Origin of the sequence: Nocardia sp. XZ_19_369 (assembly GCF_015355715.1) — a bacterium.
In the GTDB taxonomy this organism is placed as follows: Bacteria; Actinomycetota; Actinomycetes; order Mycobacteriales; family Mycobacteriaceae; genus Nocardia.
This window is the reverse complement of sequence record NZ_JACVED010000003.1, coordinates 241,343-255,828: the sequence shown is the minus strand read 5'-3', so window position 1 is coordinate 255,828 and position 14,486 is coordinate 241,343. Positions and strand designations below refer to the sequence as shown.

Genomic DNA, 14,486 nt, shown 5'->3' with positions numbered 1-14,486 from the left:
AGTTCACTAGCAACGCCTTTCGCGTATCACCCATAACGTGGACGTTCGTCCAATACGTGGGTTCTTTCGCTTCGACAGACCGAGTCGTTACGCTTGGCCAGTATGACGCTGGACGACGTTGCCCGCGACTTGTATGGACTCGCTCCGAGTGAGTTCGTCGCTGCCCGCACGGCCCAGGTCAAACAGGCCAAGGAGGCGGGCGACAAGGAGCTCGCGACCGCCATCGGCAAATTGCGTAAGCCCACGGTCACCGCGTGGACGGTGAACCTGCTGGCCCGCGAGGCGCCCGCGGACGTCGAGGCGCTACTACAGCTGGGCGCGGCACTGCGCTCCGCCCAGCGGAAACTCTCCGGCGACGAGCTGCGCAGCCTCACCGGGCAGCGGCAGCAGGCGGTCAACGCGCTGGCGAAGAAGGCGGGAGCACTGGCCGAGCAGCACGGACACCCGGTGAACGAGAACGTGCTGCGCGAGATCGGCCAGACCTTGACCGCGGCACTGGCCGACCCGGACGTCGCCGAGCAGGTGCACTCGGGAACGTTGGCCACCGCGGCGACCTACGAGGGATTCGGCCCCGCCGGTCCCGGCCTGGTCGCGGTCGACGACGAGGCACCCGAGCCCGCCGCCGAGGAACCAGCCGAGGACAACCCTCGCCGGGAATTGGACGACGCACTGGAGGCACTCGAATCCGCCCGGGAGGCAAGGGATTCCGCGCACGAAGAGGTCGAGCGGGCAGCCGATCAGCTGGGTGACATCGACGCTCGAATCACCGAATTGAAAGAAGAACTCGCCCGCGCGGAGCAGGAGCGGCAGTTCTGCCGCACGACCGAACGCACAGCCCAGGACCAGTTGCGTTCGGCACAGCGACAGCTCGATCGAGTGGAGCGGTGGGTCGAGCGGGCGCGCGAGCGCGTCGACGGCGACTAGCGAAACCGGCTCAGCCGCGCAGGCCGCCCGGGAAGAGGTACTCCTCCGGCGGCGGCGCCGCCTGGTTGAGCCAGGCGTCGAAGAACCCGGTCAGGTCCGTAGCCGACTTCGACTGGACGAACGTGCGGAACTCCGGCATGGACGCGTTCCCATACACGTGGCGCGCGTTGAACTCTCGCACCGCCGCGAAGAACACGTCGTCACCGAGCTGCTTGCGCAACGCGTGCAGGAACAGCGGACCGCGGTAGTAGACGGAGGTGAATTCCGTTCCGGCACCGGGGTTTCCCAGCGGTATCTGCCAGAACTCACTGTTGCCCAGGAACTTCTGAATGGTCTCGCGGTACTGCTGGTCGACGTCCATGCCTTCCTTGTGCTCCGGCCAGAGGTAGTCGGCGGTGTAGCTGGCGAAGCATTCGTTCAGGCAGATATCGGACCACTGGCGCACCGATACCGAATCGCCCCACCACTGATGCGCGATCTCGTGCACCACGGTCGGCAGGTCCGTCCACGGCGCGTAGATCGGACGGGTCTGGGTCTCCAGCGAGAACATGATGTCGGCGTCCACGTAGATGCCGCCCGACGAGTCGAATGGGTAAGGGCCGTAGAGGCTTTCGATGAAGTCGAGGATCTCCGGCAGCCGCTGCTCGGTCTCCCGGTTGCGTTCGGCCCCCGGGGCGAAGGCGCTGATCAGCGGAGTACCGTTGGCGCGCTGCTGGTCCAGGAAGCTGAACTTGTCGATCGCCACGGTGGTCAGGTAGCCGAGCACCGGCTGGCGGGCCTCCCAGCTGACGGTCCGCCGCTCGCCCTGCACCACGTCCTGGGTGCGCAGACCATTGGAGACGACCTCCCATTCCGCGGGAACGGTGGCGTGCAGCGCGAAAGTGGCCTTGTCCAGCGGGGTGTCGTTGAGCGGGTACCAGGTGGTGGCCGAATGCGGTTCGCCCGCGGCGAAGGCGCCGCCGCTCGGCGCGAACGTCCAGCCCTCGCCCTCGGTGTGCACGGCGGGACCGGCGTAGTCCACGGTCACCGTGAAGGGCAGGCCGGGCAGCAGCGGCAGCATCGGCGTGACGGTGAGTTCGTGCGCGCCGTTGCGGTGGAACGCGGCCGGCAGGTTGTTCACCGACACCACCCGCACGTCCGGCCCGGCGAAGTCCAGGTTGAACGCGCGCAGCGCCTGGGTCGACACGGCGTCGATGCGGGTCGACCCGGTGAGCTGGTGGCTGGGCGGGTCGTAGTCGATGGTGACGTCGTAGTGGCGGACGTCGTAGCCGCCGTTACCGTCCTCGGGGTAGTACGGGTCGCCGAGCCCGGACGACCCGGTGATCGGGTCGGGCGGCGGTTCGGCGGCAGCGGGCACCGCGGCGGTGACCAGTGCGCCCACGACCGCGGCGCTTATCCAGCCGGACAACCTCATTCGACAACCACCCCTTTTCGCCCCCCACCTTTCGGTACGGCCGTACCGACCCCGATGGATGGTAGCCGGTTCAGTCCGTGCTGCCGCTGAGCGCCACCGACGCGCCGAGGCCGACGATCATCATTCCGCCTGCTCCACCGACCGCTTCGAGCCTGCGCGGCGAGCGGGCGAACCAGGTCCGGGCCGAGGCCGCGAGCAGGGCCCAGGCACTGTCGGACACCACGGCCACCGCCAGGAAAACGGAGCCGAGGATCAGGAATTGCAGCGGCAGCGAGCCGGCGGCGGGCTCGGCGAAATGCGGCAGGATCGCCGCGAAGAACACGATCGCCTTGGGGTTGGTCAGCCCGACGATGATGCTCTGCCGCAGCACCTTCGCATCCGGCACGGACTCGATCGTGGTGCCCAGCGCGGCACGCAGCGACTTGCGCTCACGGAACGCCTGGACCCCCAGGTACATCAGATACAGCGCGCCCGCGAACTTGATCACGGTGAGCGCCAGCGACGAGGCCATGAGCAAGGTGCCGAGCCCCACCGCGACCAGCAGCAGCACGAAGAAGACACCGATGCAGTGCCCGGCCACCGAGAGCAGCGCGGCGCGCCTGCCGAGCGTGAGCGCTCGCCCGATGGTGAACAGCACACCGGGTCCGGGGACGATGATGAGGATGGTCGCCGCCGCGAGGAACGCCAGCAGGTTGGACACTGGAACCATTTACGGAGTCTAAGCGGGCGCGCAACCCGAAAAAGGGTAGATCGCCGGCAGACTCAGGAGCCGAAGTCGCCGGGCAACTGGTCCGGATCGAGCAGCAGCCGCTTGGCAGGCGCGCGCCGCACCTTGTCGGTGAGCGCGAGATTGTCGGTGAGCAAACGCCATTCGATGTCGCTGATCGCGGCGCGGGCGCGTTCGATGACCTCCGCGTCGGTGGTGCCCCAGGCGATCGGCATGGCGCTGACCGACTGCCAGCGCTCGCCCACCTGCCGCGGCGCCCGGTCGGTGCGCACCGCGACCGCGGGCACCCGCTCCCCCGCCTCCGCCGCATGGCCGGGCAGCGCGCGGACCCGGCGGATCACCAGTGCGTAGCGGGAATCGGTGGCGCCCGGCTTGGCCACATCGACCAGGGCGAGCAGCACCACGCTCGACGGATAGGTCTCCGAGACCACCGCGGGCACGAGCTCACCGTCGGTGTACAGCTTGTCGATGCTGGCGTGCCGCGCGGTCCAGAAGGCCACCCACAGGGCCACCACCGCGCCGAGCACGAAGGCGACGGCCAGCAGATAGGCCCACGGGTGGTCCAGCCAGATCAGATACGCGGCGCACGCCGTCGCGACGACCGCGGCGGCCAGCGCCATGACTCGTAGCCGCCGCTGGTCGGCGAAGACTTCGTTGACCGCATGGGCATGCTTGCGGTCCACCGGAAATTCGAAGCGTCGCACGTCCCTATTCCTAGCACAGTTTGCGGAGGAAAAGCCTCCACTTATCCGATGGCCGGACCGAGCAGGTCGTCGGCGTCCATGATGCGGTAGGCATACCCCTGTTCGGCCAGAAAACGCTGACGGTGCGCGGCGTATTCGGCATCGAGGGTGTCCCGGGCCACCACCGAGTAGAAATGGGCTTGGCCGCCATCGTGTTTCGGCCGCAGCAGCCTGCCGAGGCGTTGGGCCTCCTCCTGCCGGGAGCCGAAGGTGCCCGAAACCTGCACCGCGACCGACGCTTCCGGCAGATCGATGGAGAAGTTGGCCACCTTGCTCACCACCAGCACCGGGATCTCGCCCTGCCGGAACGCCTCGAAGAGCTCTTCGCGCTCTTTGGTTTTCGTCGAACCCTGGATCACCGGCGCGTTGAGCGCCGCGCCGAGCTCGTCCAGCTGATCCAGGTAAGCGCCGATCACCAGGGTCGGCGCGTCCGCGTGCTTGGCCAGGATGGACTGCACCACGGGGATTTTCGTGCGCGCGGTGGAGCACAGCTTGTAGCGCTCCTCCGGCTCGGCGGTCGCGTAGGACATCCGCTCGGCGTCGGTGAGCGTCACCCGCACCTCGATGCACTCGGCGGGCGCGATCCAGCCCTGCGCCTCGATGTCCTTCCATGGCGCGTCGTAGCGCTTCGGGCCGATCAGCGAGAATACGTCGCCCTCGCGGCCGTCCTCGCGGACCAGCGTCGCGGTCAGGCCGAGGCGGCGGCGCGACTGCAGATCGGCGGTCATCCGGAAGACCGGCGCGGGCAGCAGATGCACCTCGTCGTAGATGACCAGGCCCCAGTCGCGGCTGTCGAACAGCTCGAGGTGCTTGTACTCGCCCTTGGTGCGCCGGGTGATCACCTGGTAGGTCGCGATGGTGACCGGGCGGATCTCCTTGCGCTCGCCGGAGTATTCGCCGATCTCCTCCTCGGTCAGCGAGGTGCGCGCCAGCAGCTCGCGCCGCCACTGCCTGCCCGCGACGGTATTGGTGACCAGGATGAGCGTGGTCGCCTTGGCCTTGGCCATCGCCGCGGCGCCGACCATCGTCTTGCCCGCGCCACACGGCAGCACCACCACGCCGGACCCGCCCGCCCAGAACGAGTCGGCGGCCATTTCCTGGTAGTCGCGCAGGTGCCACTTGTCGTCGGAGTAGTCCAGTTCGATCGGGTGCGCCTCGCCGTCGACGTACCCGGCCAGGTCCTCGGCGGGCCAGCCGATCTTCAGCAGCATCTGCTTGATCCGGCCGCGCTCGGAACCGTGCACGATCACCGTGTCGTCGTCGAGGCGGGCACCGAACATCGGCGCCAGCTTCTTGTGCCGCAGTACTTCCTCCAGCACCGCCCGGTCCAGGCTGACCAGCACCAGCCCGTGCGCCGGATGCTTGACCAGCTGCAACCGCCCGTAGCGCGCCATCGTGTCCACGATGTCCACCAGCAACGGCTGCGGCACCGCGTACCGGGAGAAGCTGACCAGCGCGTCCACCACCTGCTCGGCGTCGTGCCCGGCCGCCCGCGCGTTCCACAGCGCCAACGGGGTCACCCGGTAGGTGTGCACATGCTCGGGCGCCCGCTCCAACTCGGCGAACGGCGCGATGGCCTGCCGCGCCGCGTCGGCCAACTCGTGGTCGACCTCCAACAGCAGCGTCTTGTCGCTCTGCACAATCAGCGGACCGTCCGTCACAGCCCCTCCTCGCGTCGATTCTCCGACCATTCTCCCTGAGACCTCCGACAGCCCGGCACGGCCGGGTCCCTGACCACGACAATCGCGGACTCGGCGCGGGCAGGCTCAGTGCGGTCGAGGCGTCTGTTCGAGGGCGCGGTGGAACTCCGCGGGCCAGTCGAGGGCGGGGCCCGGCGGGTCGGTGGGCAGGCGGGCGGCCAGCCAATGGTCGCGGCGGCGGCCGCGCTGCAGGCTGCCCTGACGTGACAGGCCCTCATAGTGGAAGCCGGCCCGCCGGGCGACCGCGGCGGAGGCGTAGTTGCCGACGAAGGCGCGCCAGCTGATGCGCTGTAAGGCCAGGCCGGCGGGGCGGAAGCCGTAGTCGCAGACCAGGTTCACGGCCTGGGTCATCAGGCCGCGCGACCGCGCGCCGGGGGCCAGCCAGTAGCCGATCTCGGCGGACGACTCGTCGCGTTCGCCGAGGCCGATCATGCCGACGACGGGGCCGCTCTCGTACAGGCGCAGGGCCCAGGTGGGGCTGTGGCCCGCCCAGCCCGGTCGGACGATGTCGTCGATGAAGGTCTGGGCATTGTCGCGGGTGTAGGGCACCGGGATGGTCACCCACTCGCCGATGGACGGGTCCTGACAGCACTCGGTGATGACGTCGATGTCCGCCTCGGTGGGGATGGAGAGCCAGACGGTTCCGTTCGACAGCGCTTGTGCGTCCATCGAGTCATGTTGTCACGAATCGCCCGGTGGGATCATCGGGTTTACCGCGTGTTCAGTCGGCGGCACCGCGGTAAATCGACCCGCCGGGAGCTCGTACAATCTCCCTGATGGTTGCCGCTCTGCTTGCCGGATTGTTCGAATCACATCGAGCGCATCTGCTCTCGGTCGCGTATCGGCTGACGGGCAGCGTCGGCGACGCCGAAGACGCGGTACAGGAGAGCTGGCTGCGCTTGGCGGGCGCCCGGCAATCCGAAATCGACGACCCGCGGGCGTGGCTGACGACGGTGGTGAGCCGCATCTGTCTGGACCGGCTGCGCAGTGCCGCGGTGCGCCGGGAAAGCTATGTGGGGCAATGGCTGCCGGAGCCGGTGGTGACCGGTCGGACGCCGTCGAGCACGCCGGACCCGTTGGAGACGGTGGTGCGCAGGCAGGAATACCGCCTCGCGGCCATGGTGGTGCTGGACAGCCTGACCCCGCCGCAGCGGGTGGCTTTCGTACTGCACGACGGGCTTTCGGTGCCGTTCGACGAGATCGCCGAGATCCTCGAGGTGTCCCCCGATGCGGCCAGGCAGCTCGCGGTGCGGGCGCGCAAGGCCGTGGCGCAGACACCGCCGCCGGTGCCCGATGCCGAGCACGAGGTCGCGGTGCAGCGGTTCCTGACGGCGCTGCGGTCCGGGGATGTCGGCGCGGTAACCGCTGCGCTGCACCCGGATTCGGTGGTGATCGGCGACGCCGACGGGACCACGTCGACCGCGGTGAACATCCTGCGCGGCGCGGACCGGATCGCTCGGTTCTACCTGGGGCTGGTGCGCAAGTACGGATTGGACGGCACCGACGTGGAGCCGGCGTACGACTACGAATTCGCTTCGGTCAATGGACAACTGGGGTTGGTGGTCGCCGCGGGGAACGGGCATCCCGCTCGGGTCATGGGCTTCACCGTGTGCGACGGACTGGTTTGGGGCACTTACGATCTCGCGAACCCGGCCAAGCTCACCGGCATTCGATTGGGTTGAGCCCGTCCCCGACCCGCCGTAGCAGACCGGGTACGGATCCGTCGACCCCCGATGTGGCCGGATTCACACCACGAATGCTGAGCTAGTCTCCGAACATGCCTTCGCAACCCGCCACCGTTGCTCGACTGCGCCCGTTCGCCGCCACCATCTTCGCCGAGATGACCGAGCTCGCCGTCCGGTACGACGCGGTCAACCTGGGCCAGGGTTTTCCCGACACCGACGGGCCCGCCGGCATGCTCGAAGTCGCCAGGCAGGCCATTGCCGACGGTCTCAACCAGTACCCGCCGGGGCGCGGGATGCCGGTGCTGCGGCGGGCGATCGCCGACGACCGGGCCCGCCGCTACGGCACCCAGTACGATCCCGACACCCAGGTGCTGGTGACCGTCGGGGCGACCGAGGCGATCAGCGCCGCCGTGCTCGGTCTGGTGGAGCCGGGGTCGGAGGTGGTGTTGATCGAGCCGTACTACGACTCCTACGCCGCCGCAGTCGCTTTGGCGGGTGCGCAACGACGCACCGCACGACTGGTCGCCGACGGCGATCGGTTCGTGCTCGATCTGGACAGCCTGCGCGCCGCGATCACCCCGGCGACCGGGATGCTGATCGTCAACTCCCCGCACAACCCGACCGGCACCGTGCTCGGCCGCGCCGATCTACAGGCGATCGCCGAAATCGCCTGCGAGCACGACATTCTGGTGCTCACCGACGAGGTCTACGAACACCTCGTGTACGACGGCGTCGAACACATCAGCCTGGCCACGCTGCCCGGCATGGCCGAGCGCACCATCGTGGTGTCCAGTGCGGCAAAGACTTTCAACGTCACCGGCTGGAAGACCGGCTGGGCGTGTGGCCCGGCGGGGCTGATCGACGGCGTGCTCGCCGCCAAGCAGTTCATGACCTTCGTCGCGGGCGGGCCGTTCCAGCCCGCGGTCGCGCATGCGCTGAACCACGAGCTCGAGTGGGTCGCCGGACTGCGGGACACGTTGTCCGACCGGCGTCTTCGCCTTTCCGCGGCGCTCGCCGACACCGGGTTCGGCGTGAAGTCCAGTGCGGGTGGCTACTTCGTGTGCGGCGACATCACGGCCCTCGGCGCGTCCGACGGTCTCGCCTTCTGCCGCGAGCTGCCCAAGCGGCTCGGCGTCGCCGCCGTCCCGGTCAGCGTCTTCGCCGACGATGCCGCGGCATGGAGCCATCTGGTGCGCTTCACCTTCTGCAAACGCGACGAGACGCTCGACGAAGCCGTGCGCCGCCTGCGGACGGCCGGCTGAACCGCGCGCGGAAATCCGCCGGAAAACCTGACATACCCTGTCAAGATTCGCTGACAGGGTATGACGCATGGCAACCCAATACTTCACCGCGACCAGCCTCGACGGCTACATCGCCGACGAGCACAACTCGCTCGACTGGCTGTTCCAGATCGACGACGCCGACGGCTCCGCAGACCACCACATCACCGAGTTTCTCGGCAACGTCGGTGCGATGTGCATGGGCGCGACCACCTACGAGTGGATCGTGGCCAACGACCCGCCGGAGAACTGGGCGAAGAACTACGGCGACCGCCCGTGCTGGGTCTTCACCCATCGCACACTGCCTGCAATCCCCGGCGCCAATCTGCGTTTCGTGTCCGGCTCAGTCGAGTCGGTGCACAAGGAAATGGCGGAAGCCGCAGGCGAGCAGAATATCTGGGTCCTCGGCGGTGGCGACCTGGCCGGTCAGTTCGCCGACGCCGGGCTGCTCGACGAGATCATCGCGGGCATCGCGCCGGTGACCTTGGGCGCGGGTGCGCCGGTGCTGCCGCGCCGAATCCTGTCCGCGCGAATGAAACTCGTCGAGGTTACGCACATGGGGCAGTGGGCGGAGCTGCGCTACCGGTTGTCGCGCTAGCCGTCGTGCGGCACCCGTCCTGCATTCCGCTCAGGACGGGTGCGGCAGCGTCGGATCGGCCGGTGGCCTGCTGCGTGGATACCGACGGGCCTGCGGCGCATGCCATCCGAAGCGCAACGCGAGCAAACGGAAGGCGATGGCGCCGAGCGCGGCCAGCGCCCCGGTCCACGCCTGATAGACGCCGAAGTGCAGCAGTGTCGCGGTGGCGGCGGCACCGATGAGGGCGGGCACCGCGTAGATCTGGTCCGGCCGAAGCACATTCGGCGTCTGCCCGCCGAGCAGATCCCGGATCACGCCGCCGCCGATCGCGGTGACCAGGCCGAGCAGCGCCGCCGAGGGGGCACCGAGGCCGCGTGAGTAGGCGATGACCGTCCCGGTCACGCAGAACAAGCCGAGCCCGAAGGCGTCGGCGACCTCGAGCGGACCGCGGGTCAGCCGCCGCGACGGATGCCAGAAGAAGATCACCGCCGCGGCCAGCATCGCCGTGTACAGATAGCTGAGGTCGACGAACGCGGCGGGCGGTGTGCGGCCGATCAGCAGATCCCGGATGATGCCGCCGCCGAGCGCGGTGGCGCACGCGAGTACCAGGATGCCGAAGATGTCGAAATCACGCCGCACGGCCAGCAGCGCACCCGAACTCGCGAACGCGAACACCCCGAACAACTCGCCGAGATGCTGCACCGCGTCGACCGAGAGCCCGAAGTGAGCGGCCGACACCCCCGCACCGAAATCCACCATGCCGCTCACCGTGTCATATCCCGCCGTACATACCGCACGGACAGGCGCGGATGAGACGGGTCGCAGCGTCAGGCTGGAACGGGGCGGGCGCGATCAGTAGCGACGAGGACCGCGATGGTGCCGAGCATGGTGCCCATGACGTACCGCTGGGTGCGCAGCCAGAGCGGGCGGCCGGTGAGGAAGGTGGAGATGCTGCCCGCGCCGAGCACGATCAGCCCGTTCACCGTCAACGCCACCGCGATCTGCACCAGTCCGAGGCACAGGCTCTGCAACCAGACCTGTCCCTGATCGGGCGCCACGAACTGCGGGATCAGCGCCATGTACATGATCGCGATCTTCGGATTCAGCAGGTTGGTGACGAACCCCATCGTGAACAACCGCCGCGCCGGATCCGGAGCCAACGCCGAGGGCGCGAATACCGAAGTCCCGCCCGGCCGCAACGCCTGCCACGCCAACCACAGCAGATAAGCCGCACCGGCCAGCTTCACCGCGAGATACAACCCGGGCACCACCGCGAACACCGCCGCGATCCCCACCGCCGCCGCGATCAGATACACCCCGAACCCCGCCGCGACACCGCCCAGCGACACCAACCCCGCGCGCCGCCCCTGCGACACCGTCCGGGAAACCAGATACATCATGTTCGGCCCCGGCGTCAGCACCAACCCCAACGCCACCACCGCTACCCCGAACACCGCCGCCATTTCGATCACACAGTCGATCGTCACGCACCCACGCCGCCCAGTCTCGGTCCACTTCGAGGTTGCTGGCCCGGTGATCGACGGCGTGCCGTGACTGTCAGCTTCCCGCCGGGGTGCCCGGGCGGGAAGCTGAAAACAGCTGTGTTCGATTGGCGGCGTTCGCAAGCCCTGCGTGGTTACGCTGCGCTACCGCCTCCGGGCCGGTCGCTCACGCCGCGCGCGGTCAGAGGTTACGGCGCTCTTGGATCGCGTCCGCGAGCCGGTCGAGCTGGCGGGCGGTGGTGTCCCAATCGAGGCAGGCGTCGGTGATCGACTGGCCGTAGGTGAGCTCGTCGGCGTGGCCGAGGGTCAGATCCTGCCGACCGGCGACGAGGAAGCTCTCCAGCATCACGCCGACCACGCCGGGTTCGCCGACGGCCAGCCGGGCCGCGATGTCGGTGACCACGTCGACCTGCTTGTTGTGGTCCTTGTTGCTGTTGCCGTGGCTGGCGTCGACCACCAGTCGCTGCGGCAGCCCGGCCTTCTCCAGCAGCATGCACGCCTCGGCGACGGACGCCGCGTCGTAGTTCGTGCCGGAGGTGCCGCCGCGCAGGATGACGTGGCAGTCGGGGTTGCCGGTGGTACGGATGAGCGAGGCGCGCCCGTCCAGGTCGGTGCCGGGGAACACGTGGCTGGCCGCGGCGGCGCGGACACCGTCCACGGCCACCTGCACATCGCCGTCGGTGCCGTTCTTGATGCCGACCGGCATGGACAGCGCGCTGCTCAGCTGGCGGTGCACCTGGCTGGCCGCGGTGCGGGCGCCGATCGCACCGTAGGAGACCAGGTCCGCGATGTACTGCGGGGTGATCGGGTCGAGGAACTCACAGGCCACCGGCAGGCCGAGCGCGCTGATGTCGGCGAGCAGCTTGCGGCCGAAGCCGAGGCCGGTGTTGACGTCGAAGGAGCCGTCCAGGTGCGGATCGTTGATCAGCCCCTTCCAGCCCAGGGTGGTGCGCGGCTTCTCGAAGTACACCCGCATCACCACGTGCAGCCGGTCGTCCAGCTGAGCGGCCTTGGCGGCGAGGTGGCGCGCGTAGTCGAGGGCGGCGGCCGGGTCGTGCACCGAGCACGGGCCGACGATCACCATCAGGCGGTCGTCCACACCGTTGAGCACATCCACGGTGGCCGCGCGGCCACGGCGGACCGTGTTCGCGAGTCCGTCGGTGATCGGGTGCACACTGCGTACCTCGGCGGGCGAGCGCAGCGGGCTCACGCTCAGGGTGCGTTGATCGTCGAGATCAGAATGCCGCGCATCGATGTCGGCTGCGGTAGTCATGGTCGTGGGTTCCTTTTCTTCGGCCGACCCCACGGACGTGAAACCCCGTCGAGCCGGTCCATAATCCGGCTCGGGGTGGAATGTTGTCAGCGCAGCTGGCGGCCGCAGACCTGCCCACCCAGGGCCGGCTTGCTAAACCAGAAATACGCGCGCTGCACGTCAGGGACTGTACCAGGCAGGTACCGAGGGGAGCGGGGACCGTGCCGTATCGCACAGTGCGGGCCGGTCGCGCATATCGCGCTGCCCGCCGAACGTCAGGCCGGACACCGGCCCGACGTTCGGCGCGCGGCGGCATTGCCACCAGCTCAGCCCCACTGACCGGGTACGTAGTCGCCGGCCGGGGTGCGGGCGATGACGTTCATCCGGTTCCAGGCGTTGATCATCGCGATGGCGGCGATCAGCGCGGCGATCTGGTCGTCGTCGTAGTGCTTGCGCACCTCCTGCCACACTGCGTCGCTGACAGCGCGGCCGTCCCCGATCCGGGTGGCTTCCTCGGTGAGCGCGAGCGCAGCCCGCTCGGCCTCGGTGAACACGGTCGATTCGTGCCAGGCGGCAACCAGATTGAGCCGCACGGAGGTTTCACCGGCGTGCGCAGCGTCCTTGGTGTGCATGTCGGTGCAGTAGCCACAGCCGTTGATCTGGCTGGCGCGGATCTTCACCAGTTCGTAGGTGGCGGCGGGTAGGCCGGAGTCGTTGACGACCTTGGACGCCGTGACGAGTCGCCTGGCGAAGCTGGCGGCGATGGCGTTGGCGTGCAGGTTGAAGCGGGGTTCCATGGGGTGCCTTCCTTCGTTGTTCTGCGTCTGCACAGAGACGACGACACTGGTCGGCAGAGTGTGACTCGGCGGCGCACGTGACTTGGGCCACTCTCGATTTCGATCAATCGTCGCAGCTCAGGGCGCGGCGTGTCCACGGTCGACATCCCCAGACCGGAGTAATGTTCGTCAGCTATGGATACGCTCATCTTCGGCGGCCTGCTCGCGGTCCTGGTAATCCTGTGCGGGCAGCGCTCCCGGCGGATGGTGCTCGGCGCCTGGTGGGTGCTGTTGATCGCCTCGCTGCTGCTGATGGCGCATCACATCACCGGCGGACTCGGCCTCGGGTTGAACTACTGATGGCCACCGAGATCGTGCCCGTCCGGACGACGGAAACCGTTGCAGGACAGCTCCAGTACTGGCTCGCCGTGCTCTTCGTGGTGGGCTGGACCGGCGTGATCTGCGGCGGGCTCGGCGTGCAGTTCGGCAGCTGGGACTATCCGTGCCCGCTGTGCATGGTGCAGCGCATGTTCATGGCGCTCGCCGCGCTGGGTGCCGCGGTCATCGTCCGCAAGGGCATGACCGGGGCGATCGCCGCCCGCGACTACGCGACGGGCTGGGGACTGGCCATAGTCGGCTGTGTCGCAGGTGGATTCACGTCCTGGCGGCAGACCATGCTGCACATCTTGCCCGGCGACCCCGGTTACGGTGCGCCCGTGCTGGGTCTGCACCTATATGTCTGGGCCCTGATCCTTTTCGTTGCCGCGATCGCGACCGTCGGTGCGCTGCTGTCGTTTTCACACGGCACCGCGGCGCAGACCATCCCGACGATTCCGCATCGACTGATCGGGCTGATCGCGCTGTGGTTCCTCGGCATCGTGCTGGCGATCAACCTTGTTGCGGTCTTCGCGCTGGAAGGGTTCCACTGGTTCCTGCCGGACGATCCGAGCCGCTACCAGTTGTTCTACGACCTGCACATCCTCAGCTGACGCGGCGGGCGTTCACTTCGCGAAGTCGTAGGTGACGCCGGTCAGCTTCTCCGACAGTTCCCACAGTCCGCGGGCGACATCGGCGTCCCGCGACGCCCTGGACGAACCGGAGACACCGGGGTAGCCACGCAGACCACGCAGGCCGGTCGGACCGTAGTAACCGCCCGGTTCGACCTCCGCCGTGGCGGCATAAAGCGTTGGCAGCGCACCCATTTCGGCGTTCTGCGCGAGCACCAGGTTGCCGAGCCACATCACCGCGTCCAGGATCGACTCGGTGTGCGACTGCAACTCGGTCGAGGCGTAACCGGGGTGGGCGGCGACGGAGATCTTCGATGAACCCGCTGCGGTCAGTTTGCGCTGTAGTTCGTAGGCGAACATCAGGTTGGCCAGCTTCGCCTGCCCGTACGCGGCCCAGCGCTGGTACTTGCGGCGCTCCCAGTTGAGGTCGTCCAGATCGATCTTGCCGATGGTGTGCGCGCCGCTGGCGACGGTGATGATCCGCTCCGAGATCTTGTCCAGCAGCAGCCCGGTCAACGCGAAGTGCCCGAGATGGTTGGTACCGACCTGCATTTCGAAGCCGTCGGCGGTCCGCAGCTCCGGCAGCGCCATCACGCCCGCGTTGTTGATCAGCACATCGGCCGGTTCCGCCGCCGCGGCAAACTCCCGCACCGACGCCAGATCCGCGAGATCCAGCTTGCGCACCACCGCGCGGTCGCCGAACGGCGCGGCCACCTGCTCCCCCTTCGCCACGTTCCGGCAGGCGAGCACCACCTGCGCGCCGGCCCCCGCCAGCGCGCGCACCGTGGCCGCCCCCAGCCCACTGTTCGCGCCGGTCACGATGAACGTGCGACCGGTCTGATCGGGCATCGACGAGGTATCCCACCTGCTCATACCGGCGAGTCTAAACCGGCTACCGG

At 68.4% G+C, this 14,486-nt stretch carries 16 protein-coding genes; 6 read left to right on the top strand and 10 right to left on the bottom strand.

Annotation, left to right across the window (positions count from 1 at the left end; all coding sequences use genetic code 11):
* Positions 1 to 102 precede the first annotated feature (102 nt).
* Positions 103 to 924, top strand: a complete 822-nt coding sequence (locus tag IBX18_RS12865) for a hypothetical protein (protein ID WP_194833949.1) — start codon at positions 103 to 105, stop codon at positions 922 to 924.
* Between the two features lie 10 nt (positions 925 to 934).
* On the opposite strand, the gene IBX18_RS12860 is transcribed toward IBX18_RS12865, so the two are convergent.
* The 5 genes from IBX18_RS12860 to IBX18_RS12840 all read right to left on the bottom strand — a co-directional run bounded on the left by IBX18_RS12860 (position 935) and on the right by IBX18_RS12840 (position 6,177).
* The gene (locus tag IBX18_RS12860) at positions 935 to 2,338 is read right to left on the bottom strand and encodes a M1 family metallopeptidase (protein WP_194833948.1); all 1,404 of its coding nucleotides are present in this window, start codon (positions 2,336 to 2,338) and stop codon (positions 935 to 937) included.
* Between the two features lie 70 nt (positions 2,339 to 2,408).
* Positions 2,409 to 3,047, bottom strand: a complete 639-nt coding sequence (locus IBX18_RS12855; protein ID WP_194833947.1) for a LysE family translocator — start codon at positions 3,045 to 3,047, stop codon at positions 2,409 to 2,411.
* Positions 3,048 to 3,100: 53 nt separating this feature from the next.
* On the bottom strand, positions 3,101 to 3,769 hold the full coding sequence (locus tag IBX18_RS12850; RefSeq protein WP_194833946.1) for a DUF3239 domain-containing protein: 669 nt from the start codon (positions 3,767 to 3,769) through the stop codon (positions 3,101 to 3,103).
* A gap of 41 nt (positions 3,770 to 3,810) precedes the next feature.
* A complete protein-coding gene (locus IBX18_RS12845) occupies positions 3,811 to 5,469 on the bottom strand; it encodes a DNA repair helicase XPB (RefSeq protein ID WP_147140431.1) in 1,659 nt (552 codons plus the stop codon).
* A 105-nt stretch (positions 5,470 to 5,574) separates the two neighbouring features.
* On the bottom strand, positions 5,575 to 6,177 hold the full coding sequence (locus tag IBX18_RS12840) for a GNAT family N-acetyltransferase (RefSeq protein ID WP_194833945.1): 603 nt from the start codon (positions 6,175 to 6,177) through the stop codon (positions 5,575 to 5,577).
* A 107-nt stretch (positions 6,178 to 6,284) separates the two neighbouring features.
* Here IBX18_RS12840 and IBX18_RS12835 point away from each other — a divergent pair, with 107 nt between their 5' ends.
* From IBX18_RS12835 to IBX18_RS12825, 3 genes are all read left to right on the top strand, one after another.
* A complete protein-coding gene (locus tag IBX18_RS12835) occupies positions 6,285 to 7,190 on the top strand; it encodes a sigma-70 family RNA polymerase sigma factor (RefSeq protein WP_194833944.1) in 906 nt (301 codons plus the stop codon).
* A 95-nt stretch (positions 7,191 to 7,285) separates the two neighbouring features.
* Positions 7,286 to 8,455 (top strand): pyridoxal phosphate-dependent aminotransferase, encoded by a 1,170-nt coding sequence (locus IBX18_RS12830; RefSeq protein ID WP_194833943.1) that lies wholly within the window; start codon positions 7,286 to 7,288, stop codon positions 8,453 to 8,455.
* Between the two features lie 67 nt (positions 8,456 to 8,522).
* Positions 8,523 to 9,071, top strand: a complete 549-nt coding sequence (locus IBX18_RS12825; protein WP_194833942.1) for a dihydrofolate reductase family protein — start codon at positions 8,523 to 8,525, stop codon at positions 9,069 to 9,071.
* A gap of 30 nt (positions 9,072 to 9,101) precedes the next feature.
* Here the strand turns inward: IBX18_RS12825 and IBX18_RS12820 are convergent, their stop codons facing one another.
* The 4 genes from IBX18_RS12820 to IBX18_RS12805 all read right to left on the bottom strand — a co-directional run bounded on the left by IBX18_RS12820 (position 9,102) and on the right by IBX18_RS12805 (position 12,601).
* Positions 9,102 to 9,809: a trimeric intracellular cation channel family protein gene (locus IBX18_RS12820; protein WP_194833941.1), complete on the bottom strand. Its 708-nt coding sequence runs from the start codon at positions 9,807 to 9,809 to the stop codon at positions 9,102 to 9,104.
* A 68-nt stretch (positions 9,810 to 9,877) separates the two neighbouring features.
* Positions 9,878 to 10,522, bottom strand: coding sequence for a LysE family translocator (locus IBX18_RS12815; RefSeq protein WP_194834328.1), 645 nt, complete (start codon positions 10,520 to 10,522; stop codon positions 9,878 to 9,880).
* A gap of 211 nt (positions 10,523 to 10,733) precedes the next feature.
* A complete protein-coding gene (locus tag IBX18_RS12810; RefSeq protein ID WP_194833940.1) occupies positions 10,734 to 11,825 on the bottom strand; it encodes a 3-deoxy-7-phosphoheptulonate synthase in 1,092 nt (363 codons plus the stop codon).
* 305 nt (positions 11,826 to 12,130) lie between these two features.
* Positions 12,131 to 12,601 carry a carboxymuconolactone decarboxylase family protein gene (locus IBX18_RS12805; RefSeq protein WP_194833939.1) on the bottom strand — a complete coding sequence of 157 codons (471 nt, stop codon included), beginning with the start codon at positions 12,599 to 12,601 and terminating at the stop codon, positions 12,131 to 12,133.
* A gap of 174 nt (positions 12,602 to 12,775) precedes the next feature.
* On the opposite strand from IBX18_RS12805, the gene IBX18_RS12800 reads away from it, so the two are divergent.
* Together IBX18_RS12800 and IBX18_RS12795 are read left to right on the top strand one after the other, a co-directional pair.
* The gene (locus IBX18_RS12800; RefSeq protein WP_194833938.1) at positions 12,776 to 12,940 is read left to right on the top strand and encodes a DUF5993 family protein; all 165 of its coding nucleotides are present in this window, start codon (positions 12,776 to 12,778) and stop codon (positions 12,938 to 12,940) included.
* Positions 12,940 to 13,569, top strand: a complete 630-nt coding sequence (locus tag IBX18_RS12795) for a disulfide bond formation protein B (RefSeq protein ID WP_194833937.1) — start codon at positions 12,940 to 12,942, stop codon at positions 13,567 to 13,569. Before IBX18_RS12800 ends, IBX18_RS12795 begins: the two co-directional genes overlap by 1 nt.
* A gap of 12 nt (positions 13,570 to 13,581) precedes the next feature.
* Here IBX18_RS12795 and IBX18_RS12790 read toward each other — a convergent pair whose 3' ends face one another.
* Positions 13,582 to 14,460: an oxidoreductase gene (locus IBX18_RS12790; protein WP_194833936.1), complete on the bottom strand. Its 879-nt coding sequence runs from the start codon at positions 14,458 to 14,460 to the stop codon at positions 13,582 to 13,584.
* Between the last annotated feature and the right edge of the window lie 26 nt (positions 14,461 to 14,486).

Coding starts and splice junctions, on each gene's coding strand:
- IBX18_RS12865 (WP_194833949.1), top strand. CDS start 103: ATGACGCTGGACGACGTTGCCCGCGACTTGTATGGACTCGCTCCGAGT.
- IBX18_RS12860 (WP_194833948.1), bottom strand. CDS start 2,338: ATGAGGTTGTCCGGCTGGATAAGCGCCGCGGTCGTGGGCGCACTGGTC.
- IBX18_RS12855 (WP_194833947.1), bottom strand. CDS start 3,047: ATGGTTCCAGTGTCCAACCTGCTGGCGTTCCTCGCGGCGGCGACCATC.
- IBX18_RS12840 (WP_194833945.1), bottom strand. CDS start 6,177: ATGGACGCACAAGCGCTGTCGAACGGAACCGTCTGGCTCTCCATCCCC.
- IBX18_RS12835 (WP_194833944.1), top strand. CDS start 6,285: ATGGTTGCCGCTCTGCTTGCCGGATTGTTCGAATCACATCGAGCGCAT.
- IBX18_RS12830 (WP_194833943.1), top strand. CDS start 7,286: ATGCCTTCGCAACCCGCCACCGTTGCTCGACTGCGCCCGTTCGCCGCC.
- IBX18_RS12825 (WP_194833942.1), top strand. CDS start 8,523: ATGGCAACCCAATACTTCACCGCGACCAGCCTCGACGGCTACATCGCC.
- IBX18_RS12820 (WP_194833941.1), bottom strand. CDS start 9,809: ATGGTGGATTTCGGTGCGGGGGTGTCGGCCGCTCACTTCGGGCTCTCG.
- IBX18_RS12810 (WP_194833940.1), bottom strand. CDS start 11,825: ATGACTACCGCAGCCGACATCGATGCGCGGCATTCTGATCTCGACGAT.
- IBX18_RS12805 (WP_194833939.1), bottom strand. CDS start 12,601: ATGGAACCCCGCTTCAACCTGCACGCCAACGCCATCGCCGCCAGCTTC.
- IBX18_RS12800 (WP_194833938.1), top strand. CDS start 12,776: ATGGATACGCTCATCTTCGGCGGCCTGCTCGCGGTCCTGGTAATCCTG.
- IBX18_RS12795 (WP_194833937.1), top strand. CDS start 12,940: ATGGCCACCGAGATCGTGCCCGTCCGGACGACGGAAACCGTTGCAGGA.
- IBX18_RS12790 (WP_194833936.1), bottom strand. CDS start 14,460: ATGAGCAGGTGGGATACCTCGTCGATGCCCGATCAGACCGGTCGCACG.